At 54.4% G+C, this 13,499-nt stretch carries 12 protein-coding genes and 1 pseudogene; 4 read left to right on the top strand and 9 right to left on the bottom strand.

Translation table 11 applies throughout. The features are described from left to right. Nucleotides 1–21: 21 nt before the first annotated feature. The 4 genes and pseudogenes from ACT3TR_RS16970 to uvrA all read right to left on the bottom strand — a co-directional run. Nucleotides 22–288, bottom strand: a pseudogene (locus tag ACT3TR_RS16970) (SDR family NAD(P)-dependent oxidoreductase); the annotation flags it as partial. Nucleotides 289–443: 155 nt separating this feature from the next. Beyond that, nucleotides 444–974, bottom strand: a complete 531-nt coding sequence (locus ACT3TR_RS16965) for a hypothetical protein (RefSeq protein ID WP_444625724.1) — start codon at nt 972–974, stop codon at nt 444–446. A 47-nt stretch (nt 975–1,021) separates the two neighbouring features. Continuing rightward, nucleotides 1,022–1,765, bottom strand: coding sequence for a Crp/Fnr family transcriptional regulator (locus ACT3TR_RS16960; protein WP_096276611.1), 744 nt, complete (start codon nt 1,763–1,765; stop codon nt 1,022–1,024). Between the two features lie 162 nt (nt 1,766–1,927). Beyond that, nucleotides 1,928–4,774: an excinuclease ABC subunit UvrA gene (uvrA, locus tag ACT3TR_RS16955; RefSeq protein WP_096276609.1), complete on the bottom strand. Its 2,847-nt coding sequence runs from the start codon at nt 4,772–4,774 to the stop codon at nt 1,928–1,930. A 204-nt stretch (nt 4,775–4,978) separates the two neighbouring features. On the opposite strand from uvrA, the gene ACT3TR_RS16950 reads away from it, so the two are divergent. From ACT3TR_RS16950 to ACT3TR_RS16935, 4 genes are all read left to right on the top strand, one after another. Further along, nucleotides 4,979–6,358, top strand: a complete 1,380-nt coding sequence (locus tag ACT3TR_RS16950; protein ID WP_096276607.1) for an MFS transporter — start codon at nt 4,979–4,981, stop codon at nt 6,356–6,358. 78 nt (nt 6,359–6,436) lie between these two features. Further along, on the top strand, nt 6,437–7,102 hold the full coding sequence (gene ssb / locus ACT3TR_RS16945) for a single-stranded DNA-binding protein (RefSeq protein WP_444625725.1): 666 nt from the start codon (nt 6,437–6,439) through the stop codon (nt 7,100–7,102). A gap of 52 nt (nt 7,103–7,154) precedes the next feature. Next, nucleotides 7,155–8,045 (top strand): sugar nucleotide-binding protein, encoded by an 891-nt coding sequence (locus tag ACT3TR_RS16940; protein ID WP_096276603.1) that lies wholly within the window; start codon nt 7,155–7,157, stop codon nt 8,043–8,045. Then, on the top strand, nt 8,042–8,776 hold the full coding sequence (locus ACT3TR_RS16935) for a lysophospholipid acyltransferase family protein (protein WP_441685825.1): 735 nt from the start codon (nt 8,042–8,044) through the stop codon (nt 8,774–8,776). The genes ACT3TR_RS16940 and ACT3TR_RS16935 overlap by 4 nt, the downstream gene beginning before the upstream one ends. 141 nt (nt 8,777–8,917) lie before the next feature. Here the strand turns inward: ACT3TR_RS16935 and fabB are convergent, their stop codons facing one another. The 5 genes from fabB to ACT3TR_RS16910 all read right to left on the bottom strand — a co-directional run bounded on the left by fabB (nt 8,918) and on the right by ACT3TR_RS16910 (nt 13,495). Beyond that, on the bottom strand, nt 8,918–10,141 hold the full coding sequence (gene fabB, locus ACT3TR_RS16930) for a beta-ketoacyl-ACP synthase I (RefSeq protein WP_444625726.1): 1,224 nt from the start codon (nt 10,139–10,141) through the stop codon (nt 8,918–8,920). A 13-nt stretch (nt 10,142–10,154) separates the two neighbouring features. Beyond that, nucleotides 10,155–10,670, bottom strand: coding sequence for a 3-hydroxyacyl-[acyl-carrier-protein] dehydratase FabA (gene fabA / locus ACT3TR_RS16925; protein ID WP_096276597.1), 516 nt, complete (start codon nt 10,668–10,670; stop codon nt 10,155–10,157). Between the two features lie 294 nt (nt 10,671–10,964). After that, nucleotides 10,965–11,474 (bottom strand): DUF2878 domain-containing protein, encoded by a 510-nt coding sequence (locus ACT3TR_RS16920; RefSeq protein WP_444625727.1) that lies wholly within the window; start codon nt 11,472–11,474, stop codon nt 10,965–10,967. Further along, nucleotides 11,475–12,743: a class I SAM-dependent methyltransferase gene (locus tag ACT3TR_RS16915; RefSeq protein ID WP_444625728.1), complete on the bottom strand. Its 1,269-nt coding sequence runs from the start codon at nt 12,741–12,743 to the stop codon at nt 11,475–11,477. It lies immediately after the preceding gene. Then, entirely contained in the window at nt 12,740–13,495 is a 756-nt protein-coding gene (locus ACT3TR_RS16910; protein WP_444625729.1) for a DUF1365 domain-containing protein, read from the bottom strand. Before ACT3TR_RS16910 ends, ACT3TR_RS16915 begins: the two co-directional genes overlap by 4 nt. Nucleotides 13,496–13,499 lie beyond the last annotated feature (4 nt).

The following is a 13,499-nucleotide window of genomic DNA, read 5'->3' as shown; positions in this document are numbered from 1 at the left end:
TCCGGGGGATTTTTTTTTGCATTACCATTCAATAGGCTTACCATTCCAATCCCAAAAACTTCCGCTGTCATCGGGAGTCCTCTGTGAAATCACCGCGAGCAGCTGTTCGGCTACAAATGCGGGACTAAAAAGCTTTTCGCTAGGCACTCTTGCCTGAAAGGGTTTAGAGAGGGCGGTATCGGTGGTGCCTGGATGCAGGCAAAGTACGACCGTCTGTTTGTTAAGCCGCTTAAGTTCTATGGCGGCGGTTTTGAACAGCATATTGTGTGCTGCTTTGCTGGCAAGGTAGCAGCGCCGTATAGTGATGAGGCAGCAAGCTAAACATGAGAGGCCTTTGAATGTCCGCTAGATCAAGGCTTCCATTGAAACGTCATGTGCAGAGCTTGTCGAGAGAATGGCGTGATCAGTCAGGGGCGTTAATTGAGTACAACGCTCTGCCGCGATTATTTAGAATCACCCGCACCTTCACACTGGCCAAGCATATGATTAATGGCCGTGTCGGCTCCTTTCAAGCTAAAGGTCATGTACCAAGGCTCTCGCTCTTCTTGATCAAAGCCAAGAAACAGCTGCTCACCCTGACGCATATCGGCCATTAACGTCGTTAAGTCGCTTAAGTAAAAATGTGCGTAAAATCCATCGTCGCCGCGTTCGGTAATAAACTCGGCCATGGTATCTATCACCGGCTGCTCATCGATGCGTAGCCGAGAGGGTACTAAGTTCACCGTGCGGCTCTCATCCTGCTGCTGATCAAGCGTGACGCGCATTTCTAGCCACGGTAGATCGCATATGCCAGCCGTCACGTTTAGGCTCAGCGTCGCGTCCGAGTAGCTAGAGGCTTCAACCGCACGATAGTGCTGTTCACCATCCAGCGAGAGTGTCATTGACTGCCAATCTTCATGGCTTTGCATGTCATCGGTATGAAACGTCACCGCGTTTGCCAAGGGCGTAGCGGCCATCCATGTGATGGCCGTCATAGTAGCAAGCGTTATCGAGCAAGAGCGCAGAGGGTGAATCGCAGACATTATACAGCGTCCCCTAATAGGGGCCGGACGTTGTCGTTGAGATAGCAGTTGTCAAACTCACCTTCGTCGCTGAGTGCTTGTAAGTCCGGAATCGTTAAATGATGGCGATCGCGAAAGACCAGCCCATCATCACTGAGCGCGGTGAAGGTGCGGCTAACGTGTACCGGGCTGAGGCCAAGCACATCGGCCAACTGCTCTTGTGAAAGCGGTAGGCGAAACTGGTTGCTAATATCCGGGTTAGTTTGGCGCAGCCGCAGAAACATCTCGTAAAGAAAATGGGCCATTTTCTGACGAGCGCTACGTCTAGCGAGGGTGATCAACCGTTCGGTTAGCAGTGCCTGCTGGCGGCTACTAATGGCAAACATAACGGATGTGAGTGGCAGCGACTGACGAAATATTTCCAGCATGCGCTTATGCGGGAAATGGCAAATAACGCCATCCTCAATCATGCGCACACTCTCAAGCCGTTGCGAGAATGCAAACTCGCTTAGCCCAATAATATCGCCAGGCAAAAATACTTCAAGAATTTGTCGATCGCCGTTTTCAAGGTGACGATAAGAATAGGCCCAGCCGCTTTTCAACGTGCAGAACTCATTGGCGGTATCGCCCACCTCCCAAAGTAGCGTGCCTGACTTAATCTCAGTAGGGCTTTCCTCGAGGTTGATGAGCAGCTGTTTCTCCTCATCGGTTAGCGAGCAATAGTGGCTAAAGTGACTGATAATACAGCTTTTTTCATGGCCCATAACGTGTCCCTTTAAGAGAGAGCAAGTATTTCTCTCTCCTGTTTTTGCTCAATACTACAAAAATATGGCTACCAAAAATGCATGGCCACTATACCCCTCTTGTCGCCAGGAGGGGCTCCCTTGTTACCCTGTGCAACTAAATTTAGCCGCCTTCTCTGGCGGTCAGCGTTTAGTCGCGCGATTACCGCGTGCCAGCAATGGTGCTAAGAAGTGGCCAGTATGCGAGACCTCAAGCTTGGCGATCTGTTCAGGCGTGCCTTCTGCAATAATCTGACCGCCACCTGAGCCACCCTCGGGACCTAGATCAACAATCCAGTCAGCAGTTTTGATCACGTCCAAATTATGCTCAATGACCACGATGGTGTTGCCGTGGTCGCGCAGGCGGTGGAGCACCGTGAGCAGTTGGCGAATATCTTCAAAATGCAGGCCGGTGGTGGGCTCATCCAAGATATACAGGGTTTTACCCGTATCACGTTTGGCTAATTCACGAGCGAGTTTAACCCGCTGTGCTTCACCACCCGATAGGGTCGTCGCGCTTTGCCCCAGGCGAATGTAGGAGAGCCCTACATCTAGCAACGTCTGTAGGCGACGAGCAATGGCGGGCACCGGGCTAAAGAACGCCAAAGCATCTTCCACTGTCATGGCCAGCACTTCGTGAATCGTTTTGCCTTTGTAGTGGATATCAAGCGTTTCACGGTTATAACGCTTGCCTTTACACACGTCGCAGGGCACGTAAATATCCGGCAAGAAGTGCATTTCCACCTTGATCATGCCTTCGCCCTGGCACGCCTCACAGCGCCCGCCCTTGACATTAAAGCTGAAGCGCCCTGGCTTATAGCCTCGCGAGCGCGCTTCCTGGGTGCCCGCGAACAGCTCGCGAATCGGTGTGAAAATGCCGGTATAGGTCGCTGGGTTGGAGCGCGGCGTTCGCCCAATCGGGCTTTGGTCAATATCGATAACCTTATCCAACTGATCGAGCCCCTCAATTTTTTGATAAGGCGCCGGGGTTAGCGTCGTTGCACGGTTCAGTTCTCTTGCCGCAATCGGCATTAAGGTGCCGTTGATCAACGTCGATTTGCCTGACCCAGAGACGCCGGTAATTGCGATAAATAGCCCTAATGGCAGTGTCAACGTAACGTCTTGCAAGTTGTTGCCGGTAGCGCCACGCACAATCAGCTGTTTTTCCGGGTTGCCGGGAATACGCCAAGGCGGTACGGCGATTTCACGCGTGCCAGAAAGATATTGACCGGTCAGTGAGTTAGGGTTGTCCATCACATCTTGCGGCGTGCCCTGGGCGACAATCTCACCGCCGTGGACGCCAGCCCCTGGGCCAATGTCCAGCACGTGGTCAGCGGCACGGATGGCGTCTTCGTCGTGCTCGACAACAATCACGGTATTGCCCAAATCGCGCAGTCGCTCAAGGGTTTTCAACAGCCGGTCATTGTCGCGCTGGTGCAAGCCAATTGAAGGCTCATCAAGAATATACATAACGCCGACGAGGCCAGCGCCAATCTGGCTGGCTAAGCGAATACGCTGCGCTTCACCGCCGGAAAGCGTGTCAGCGCTGCGCTCCAAGTTGAGATAGTCCAGCCCTACATTGACCAAAAACTCTAGCCGAGCGTGGATCTCATGAACGATTTTATCGGCAATCTCACCCTTGCGCCCCGGTAAGCTGAGGTCGGCAAAGTAGCGCCATGCTTCGCCAATCGGGAAACGCACAATCTCGGCAATGTTGTGATCATCCACGTACACATGGCGCGACTCTTGGCGTAGTCGCGAGCCACTACAGGTAGCGCAGGGCTGCACCGCGATATACTTAGACAGATCATCGCGCACCATGTTGGACTCGGTTTCCCGATAGCGGCGCTGCATATTGGGCAGAACGCCCTCGAAAGCATGCTCGCGTGTGACTTTGCGACCACGATCACCCACGTAGACAAACGGCACCTGCTCATCACCGCTGCCGTTTAAGATAATTTCCTGCTCGTGGCGAGCGAGCTCCTTCCACGGGGTTTCAAGCTCAAAGCGATAGTGCTGAGCCAACGCCTGGAGCTGAGTGAAGTAGTAAATATTGCGTCGATCCCAGCCTTTGATAACGCCCTCCGCCAAGGAAAGCTCAGGATGGCTGATCAGCTTGTCAGGATCGAAATACTGCTGCACGCCCAGGCCATCACAGGTGGGGCAGGCGCCGGCTGGATTGTTGAACGAGAACATGCGCGGCTCAAGCTCTGCCAGCGAGTAGCCGCACACCGGACAGGCAAAGCGCGAGGAGAAGGCAAGATCACCGCGCTCACCGTCCATGAAGTGAATCATGGCGGTCCCATCGGCTAGATTTAGCGCTGTTTCGAAAGATTCCGCCAGCCGTTGAGCAAGGTCATCGCGCACTTTAAAGCGATCAACCACCACGCTGATATCATGCTTTTTGCGCTTATCGAGCGGTGCAATGTCATCGAGTTCAAGCACCTGGCCGTCGACAAGTGCGCGAACAAACCCCTGGGCCCGCAGCTCAGCTAATAATTGAAGGTGCTCACCTTTGCGACCTTTAACGACCGGCGCCAGCAGCATCAGCTTGGTGCCTTCGGCGAGATTCATGACCTGATCGACCATCTGCGAGATAGTTTGCGCTTCTAAGTCTTCACCGTGTTCTGGGCAGCGCGGCGTTCCCGCGCGGGCAAACAGCAGGCGCAGATAGTCATAAATTTCGGTAATCGTGCCCACGGTTGAGCGTGGGTTGTGGGAAGTGGACTTCTGTTCAATAGAGATCGCAGGCGAAAGCCCTTCAATGTGATCCACATCGGGCTTTTCCATGATCGACAGGAACTGACGCGCATAGGTGGAAAGCGATTCCACGTAGCGGCGTTGGCCCTCGGCATATAACGTATCGAACGCCAACGACGATTTGCCCGACCCAGAGAGGCCGGTAATCACAATGAGCTTGTTACGGGGCAGTTCCACATCGATCTGCTTGAGGTTGTGGGTGCGGGCACCCCTGACCAGAATGCTGTCCATCAACACCTCGAATCGCGCGGTAAAAACGTGATTATACGTTTGTCGTGCCCCTCCCGGCAAAACCGCATTATTAACCTGCGGCAACGTGCGACGTTTCCAGCGTGAGCGCAAACCGCTAGAATGGAGGATTATCTCAAAACGTTATGCTTATTCACCGCATGTTTATCCATCACGTAGCTATTTTTCATTGTACACAGGGGCATTATGCGCAAGGTTTCCGCGTTATTGCTGGGCTCTGAACGCCGTGCAATTAGCGGTTTGGCCGGGCTTTATGCGTCTCGTATGCTGGGTTTGTTCATGGTGCTGCCGGTGTTGGCGCTATACGCCGACACGCTGGAAGGATCGACACCTCTGCTAGTGGGCGTGGCGCTGGGTATTTATGGTCTAACTCAGGCGACGCTGCAAATTCCGTTTGGCTTACTTTCAGACCGTATCGGTCGCAAACGGGTGATTGCACTGGGGCTGGTGATTTTTGCGCTTGGCAGCATGGTGGCGGCCCTTTCCGACACCATGGTGGGCATCATCGCCGGGCGGGCCCTCCAAGGCGGGGGCGCCGTTGCAGCGGCTATTATGGCGCTTCTTGCCGATCAAACCCGTGAAGAGGTTCGTACGGCCGCTATGGCGATCATTGGGTTATCGATTGGCGTGTCGTTTGCGATTGCCATGGTGTTAGGCCCTTGGCTGGCGGCCTGGGCAGGATTAGCCGGCGTTTTCTGGTTTACTGCGCTACTGACGCTGGTGGGGTTGCTAGTGCTGTGGCGTTGGGTGCCTGCCGCGCCACGCCGTCGCCGCCATCGTGATGTCAGCATGGATCGTCAGCAGTTCAAAAGCGTGATTATGCGCCCCGATTTATGGCGGCTTGACGTGTCGATTTTTTCACTGCATTTGGTACTGATGGCGATCTTCGTGGCGGTTCCTTTCCGTCTATTGGGTGCCGGTGTTCCGATTGAGTATCATGGGCTGGCTTATCTAGGCATTATGGCACTCTCGTTTGTCGCTATGGTGCCGCTCATTGTTGTGGCGGAAAAAAAGCAGCAAATGCGGCTGATGTGTTTGCTGGCAATCGGCGCTATTGTCATTAGCTTGGCAGGGCTCGGGTTGCCATTCTTCGCAGGAGATTGGCTGTTTGTATGGCTGTTTGTGTTCTTTACCGGCTTCAATTTGCTGGAAGCCACATTACCTTCCATGCTCAGTAAGTTGGCGCCAGCCGGAGCGAAAGGCACGGCGATGGGGGTTTACTCTACCAGCCAGTTTTTAGGTGCTTTTTTAGGCGGTACTCTGGGGGGACTTTTGGCCCATTTCGGAGGGCTCAATGCAGTCTTTATTGGCTGTGCAGGGCTGGCCCTTTGCTGGTGGGTGGCAATGTGGTGGATGCCGTCGCCACCGCCGCTATCCAGTGAAATAGTTGCGTTAGATGACACGCATGCGGATACGCTGGACCTACTCATGGAGCATTTAGCCGACGTGGTCGGTGTTGAAGACGTTATGCTGGTGCCGGAAGAACGCTTGGTCTATTTGAAAGTGAATCGCCAGCAGCTGGATCGAGCGACATTGACTAGGCTAATGTCGCCACCCCAATCATAACCAAGCAGGGCCGCGACATTGGCCTTGGCTGGCAATTAACCCTACGTGACACTTATTAAAAGATAAAAGGAGCACCTTATGGCTCGCGGTATTAACAAGGTCATTTTGATTGGTAACCTCGGGCAAGACCCTGAGATGCGCTTCACGCCAAGCGGTACAGCCGTGGCAAATTTGAACGTGGCGACCAGCGATACATGGATGGATCGCCAGAGCGGTCAGCGCCAAGAGCGCACCGAATGGCACCGTGTCGTTATGTTCAATAAGACGGCCGAAATCGCCCAGCAGTACCTGAAAAAAGGCTCTAAAGTCTACATCGAAGGGCGCCTGCAAACGCGTAAATGGCAGGATCAGAACGGCCAGGATCGCTACTCAACTGAAATCGTTGCTAACGATATGCAGATGCTGGATGGCCGTACGGGTGATTTCCAGGGCGGCGGCGCGCCGCAAAATAGCTATCCTCAAAATAACGCTGCCCAGGGTAACGCTGCTCAAAACGGCGCTTCTCAGAACGGCCCTGGTCAGAATGCACCGGCTCAAAATCATGCCGCACCGAGCAGCCCGGCCCAGCATAATCAGGGGGGCGGTTATTCTCAGCAGAATAGCCCTCAGTCGACGCCTCGCCCCGCGCAGCCAGCACCGTCGCATCAGGGCAATCAAGCACCTCAGCCTCACCAGCAAAACAACAGCTATGGCGCTCCAGATCCGGGCAACTTCGATGACTTCGACGACGAGATTCCGTTCTGAGAGCGCTATTAGCCGCGCACCTTAGAATGAGGCGTGACGAGGAGATGCTGTCTTGAAGCTGCTGATACTGGATGCCGGACATTGCCTGAGCCTGGCATTGGCCCGGGAAGTAAGTCGTCGCACCGACACAGAGCTGGTCATTGAGCAAGGTACGTCTATCTCGGCGTCACGTCTTGAGACAATCGCGCCTGACGCTGTGATTATTCCGCCGCTGGCACGTCCGCTGGAGATGGCGCCAGCGGAGGTCACGGCTCATGCTGATGCGGTTGATGCCTGCTTGGATGCCTGCATATCGCAAGACGTAGCGCTGATATGGTGTGTCTCTGATCAGCTCTATGAAGATGGTTTGGACGTTCCTATCGACGAACATGTCGTGCCTGCCCCGCGAGACGAAAGCCTGCGTCGGCTGGTGCAGGCCGGGGATCGTATCCGCGCCGAGCTGCAGCGTCATTTGATTGTGCGCCTAGGCCCGCTGTTTGCTTTAGAGGGCAGCCATGCGTGGCTCAATGACATCATCGATAGTTTGGTCGCTCAAGAAGCGGTACGCGCGGCGGAAGACGTGATTTTTTGCCCGACATCTGCAGATGCTGTCGCGATGGCGCTAATCGGCATGCTTCAGCAACAGATCGGTGGTGCGAATGCTTGGGGGGCGTATCATCTTGCCGGCACCGAGCCCGTCAGCGCTTTTACGTTCACCTCGATGATACGCACTCAGCTGTTAACGCACCTTGAAGGGCGTGGCGAGCAGATTGTGCTGGGTGAGGTGCAACCGCTGAAGCACCATCACGATGCTAAGCTACGGCGCGTTTTAAACTGTCGGCGAGTGCTCGATGTCTTCGGTGTTCATCAAAAACCTTGGCGTTTAGAGGCGGGGCGTATGCTCGATGCATGGTGTTTGACCCGTGAGAATGACCGTGCTGACGATACAGGAGCATCGGCTTGATAAATGTGGTTCGCAGCCTGATCTTTTATGCTGGCTATTTTCTAGCTATGCTGATGATTGGCGTACTCTTTTTACCGATCGCTCCCTTTTTGCCGCTGTCGGGCCGCTATCGATTACTGAATTTGTATAACTACTTCTTAATGGTGTGGTTTCGAATCGCGTGCGGGGTGAGCTACGATATTCAAGGGCGAGAAAATCTGCCTAGCGGCCCCTGTGTGATTCAAGCCAATCATCAGTGCGAATGGGAAACCGTGTTTCTACAGGTGATGAAACCACCGGTATGCACCGTGCTGAAACGCGAATTACTGCGTCTGCCTATTTTTGGCTGGGGGCTACGACTGTTGCGCCCAATTAGCTTGGATCGCTCTAAACCAGCGCGAGCGATGAAGCAGGTGTTGACTCAAGGCGTTGAGCGGCTGGGCACCGGGCTATCGGTACTTATTTTTCCGGAAGGCACGCGGGTTGACCCCGGTCAGCGTAAACGTTACAACAAAAGTGGCAGCGTAGTGGCATGCCGTGCTGGCGTGCCGGTGTTACCCGTTGCCCATAACGCAGGGGAGCGTTGGCCTGGGCGTCATTGGGTTAAGCGTCCTGGCGTGCTGCGTGTGCGCATTGGCAAGCCCATTGAAACAGCGGGGCGTATGCCCGATGAAGTGCTCGCCGAAGTGGAAGTATGGATCGAGGCACAGCTGCAAGAAATTTCTGAGGTGCCACGACCTACCACTCGATAACGACATAGCTTTTAACAACATTGTTTTTAAAAACAATGTTTTTAACGACATAGCTTTGAACCAATAATGGCGCCCATAGGGCGCCATTATTGTATCAACCGTCGATATTACCCTGCGGTACTTATCAAGCCGGTCGTCGCCCTAGCGTCCATCTTTATAGCGTTGGAAGACCAAGCACGCATTGGTGCCGCCAAAGCCAAAGCTATTAGATAACGCGCGCTCGATGGTCACGCCATCTCGGCGTTCGGTGACAATATCAAAGCCATCAGCCTGCTCATCCAACTCTGTGATATTCGCCGAAGCCGCTACAAAGCTGTGCTGCATCATCAGCAGTGAATAGATCGCTTCCTGCACGCCAGTAGCGCCTAACGAGTGGCCGGTGAGCGATTTAGTTGAGCTCATCGCAGGCGTTGTGTTGCCAAAGACCATGCGTATGGCTTTTAACTCCGCAACATCACCTACCGGCGTCGACGTGCCGTGGGTATTGATGTAATCAATAGTGCCGTCAACCGTGGCCATCGCTTGATGCATGCAGCGCATGGCACCTTCGCCGGAAGGGGCGACCATATCATGGCCGTCGGAGGTCGCGCCGTAACCCACCAGCTCGCCATAGATCTTGGCGCCGCGCGCTTTAGCATGCTCCAACTCTTCCAGTACCAGCATGCCGCCGCCGCCTGCAATGACAAAGCCATCGCGCGCTTTATCGTAGGGGCGCGATGCCTTATCAGGCGTGTCGTTGTAGTGGGTCGAGAGAGCACCCATGGCATCAAAGAGGCAGGAAAGTGTCCAGTGCTCTTCTTCACCGCCGCCGGCAAACACCACGTCCTGCTTGTTTAGCTGAATTTGCTCCATTGCACTGCCAATACAGTGTGCAGACGTCGCACAGGCAGAAGAGATAGAGAAATTCACGCCTTTGATTTTGAACGGCGTCGCTAAGCACGCAGAAACGGTGCTACCCATTGTGCGCGTGACTCGATAAGGGCCAACGCGGCGCAGGCCTTTCTCGCGCAGCACATCGGCTGCCTCGACTTGGTTGGCGCTTGAAGCGCCACCAGAGCCGGCAATAAGGCCAGTACGCTCATTGGATACTTGTTCGTCACTGAGACCCGCATCTTCGATAGCTTGTGCCATAGAAACATACGCGTAGGCCGCGGCGTCACCCATAAATCGGCGCAGCTTACGGTCGATCAGCGCGTCAAGGTCAATATCGACGCTGCCCGCTACATGGCTACGGAAGCCACGCTCAGCATACTCTTCCTTAAAACGAATACCGCTACGCCCATTTTTGAGCGCGTCCAGGACCTGTCGTTGGTCATTGCCAAGGCAAGATACAATGCCAAGGCCGGTGACTACCACTCGTCGCATGGGAGCCTCCTGTTCAGAAATTCGCAGTGGAGGTGAATAGGCCAACGCGCAGATCATTAGCCTGATAGATGTCGCGTCCGTCGACGGTTACCGTTCCGTCGGCGATACCCAAAATGAGGCGGCGGGTAATAATACGCTTAATATTAATACTATAGGTCACTTTTTTAGCCTCAGGCAGGATCTGTCCGCTGAACTTGACCTCACCACAGCCCAGCGCGCGTCCGCGACCTGGATGGCCTAGCCAGCCCAAATAGAAACCGACCAGTTGCCACATGGCATCAAGGCCTAAACAGCCAGGCATGACAGGATCGCCAGGGAAGTGGCAGTCAAAAAACCACAAATCAGAGGCGATATCCAGCTCAGCGATCAGTTCGCCCTTGCCATGCTCACCGCCTTCTTCGTGAATGTGCTTGATGCGATCAAGCATCAGCATGTTAGGAGCTGGAAGCTGTGCATTTCCAGGGCCAAAGAGCTCGCCACGCGAGCAGGCCAGCAGTTCTTCGCGATTAAAGGAATGTTGCTTGGTCACTGAATCGTTCCGAGTATCAAGATGGTTGTTGGCCGCATGCGGCACCTAGAGCCGAGGCATAGCACCGGAGCATAACACGTGAGTCTAGCGTCAACGCTCGGCCCGCAAGGCAAAGCCTAGTCTACTTCCCGAAACCGCTGAATGCACGCCATCCTCTACCTGCCCTGTATTTTTACCACTTCCTTGCTGCGTCTGAAAGCGTGTAATAAGAGATGGCAATTCCATTAAATAGGAGGAGTTTGCGATTTCGTACTTTAAATAGAGCATTATGGCTTGCTAAAGGCCAGGTAATCATTAGAGGCTACTTTGCCGAATAGTAATATACCGGCTAATGCCGTAACAAAGCGTTGCCCATACAAGCGCATGAACGGGAAGAAGCCAGGGAGCTAGGCTCACTCCCGCGAGCAGTGCGCCGCCGTAATAAGACAGCGGGGCGCTGACGGCGCCACACAGTGCGGCCAGCCACGGGAAGCGCCACAGCCAGGCAAGCGAGTGATAAACCAGCGTGGCAAACAGTGGCCATAGCATCCACAGCCAAAGCGGTATTAGGCCAAACACTAGTGCTTGGTTATGAAAATCAAAGCCGCCTAGTAGGCGTAAGCTGCCATCAATGACCAGCCCGAGCAGCGTAAACACGGCGATAAATTGCCATTCCCCTGGCCGCCTGAAGCACCACAGGTGCCATGTTAATAATCCGCCTCCTGCAACCGCTGCAACCCATGGGCCACCTAACACGCAGAGCAGCCAGCCCGCCTCAAAGCGCAGGGCGTTAAACAGCAGTGCTTGCCATCGGCGTGCTGCCATTTATAGTGCGCCCGTTAACGGCGTTGGTTTGGCGGCTGGTTTCGCCAGCAGGAGGTGGCAGGTGCCGATAGAGCGTTCAATAAAGCCGCCCTCGCAATAGCACAGATAATAGCGCCACATGCGGATAAAACGCTCGTCATAGCCCAGCTTGCGCACTTGCTCAAGGTTGGCTTCAAAACGATGGCGCCATTCGCGCAGCGTGCGCGCATAATGTGGGCCGATTTCGTCTAATGCCAGCACGTTAAACGACGTTTTGCGCATAACGCTGCTTAGCATGGCATGGTGCGAAGGTAAAAAACCACCGGGAAAAATGTAGCGTTTGATAAAATCCATGTCGCGCTTTGCATCTTCAAAGCGCTGATCACGAATGGTGATTGCTTGCAGCATGGCCTGGCCATCATCGGTCAGGAGGCTATCCAACTTATTTAGATAGGTGTCGAGATACTGATGACCTACCGCCTCTATCATCTCTACCGAAATGAGCCGGTCATAGCGGCCGGTTAATTCACGATAATCCTGCTTTAGCAGAGTGATTCTGTCGGCCAAGCGCTCTTCCTGAATACGGCGCTGGGTGTGAGCATGCTGCTCATCCGAAATAGTGGTTGTCGTGACACGGCAGCCGCGAGTTTTTGCTGCGTGAATGGCCAATCCCCCCCAGCCTGTGCCGATCTCTAACAGATGATGCTCTGGCTGTACGTCGAGCTTTTCAAGCATCAGATCAAGCTTATAGGTGGAGGCCTCTTCCAGGCTAGCTTCTGGATGAGGGAACACCGCGCTGGAATACATCCAGTGATGGCGATCTAAAAAAGTCGAAAATAGATCGTTACCTATATCGTAGTGCGCGGCGATGTTGCGTTTAGAGCCGCTTAGGCTGTTGCGCTGAAAGCGATAGGCCGCACCTAGCAGCCAGCGAGCTAAGCGCGCGCTGCCGTTTTCCATTTTGCCATTCACTTGCTCAAGGTTGGCAGCGAACAGGCGTACCAGGGCGACGAGGTCGTCTGCATCCCAATCGCCGTCCATATAAGATTCAGCCGCGCCGACGGTGCCCCCGAAAGCCAGCCGTTTCCAGGCCCTGGAGTGGCGAATGACCACGGTGACCTGCAGTGATCCTTCTTGGCCCAGATGATGACACTGGTCGCCTTCAATCAGCGTGATGCGACCGCCGCGAAAAGTATTCAACTGAGCCATGAGCCGTGGTTTTAACCAGCGAGTAAAGCGATCCTGGCTAACCGGTTGAACGTTCGGTGGCGTGGAATTCAGCGTGGTCATTTTGAGCTCTCCTTGCGCTTAGGATGGTTATGAATGGGGACACCCTTTAACCATACGCGCAGCGCTTCAAAATGGATGCCTGCGACCGTTTTTAAGCTCATCCATGGCTGGCGGAGCAGTGTTTTAATGAGCACCGGGCGGGTAGCCGGGGCGGCCTTGAGCATCAGCGTGGCGTCAAAATGGCGCTGCTCGTTTTGCCAGTTCTCCATATGTAAAAAGAGTATGTCTTCCGGGGTGTTAAATTTCCAACGGTAGGTCATGTCCATCGGATTGAAGGGCGATACGTGCAGGTCTTTATCAAAATGCGCATGATGGCTGTGCCTTAGAGGGTCCACGGCGCTAGCGTACCGAGTCCGTTCACGCCAAGGGGTGTTAGTCACTTCGCTTAACACCGCTGCCAGTCGCCCCTGCTGATCAAAGGCGTAATAGACTGAAATAGGATTAAACATGCAGCCTAACGTGCGCAGTTGGGTCAATACGCAGATTCGACCACTTGGCGCGCTACCCAGCTGGCGAATGAGTTCTTCGCGTACAGCCGTTTTAAGCGGGCGGTCTACCGGGCCGAGATAGTCTTCGCGGCGAAAGCGGGCTAGTGCCGGCCGCCGGGCGCTAAACCCCGGCACCTTGTCGAACAGTTCTGGCAGCTCATCAAGATCCAGCCACGCCATCCACACCTGGTAGCTAAAGGTATGAGACTTCGGCATAAAGCGGCGGTGGCGAAGGGTGCCGCGATAAATGCGCGAGCGGGGCATGGTA

Source organism: Halomonas sp. AOP12-B1-6 (assembly GCF_052379225.1).
In the GTDB taxonomy this organism is placed as follows: Bacteria; Pseudomonadota; Gammaproteobacteria; order Pseudomonadales; family Halomonadaceae; genus Vreelandella; species Vreelandella casei.
Note: the sequence above shows the minus strand (reverse complement) of the source record. Positions and strands in the feature narration are given on the sequence as shown.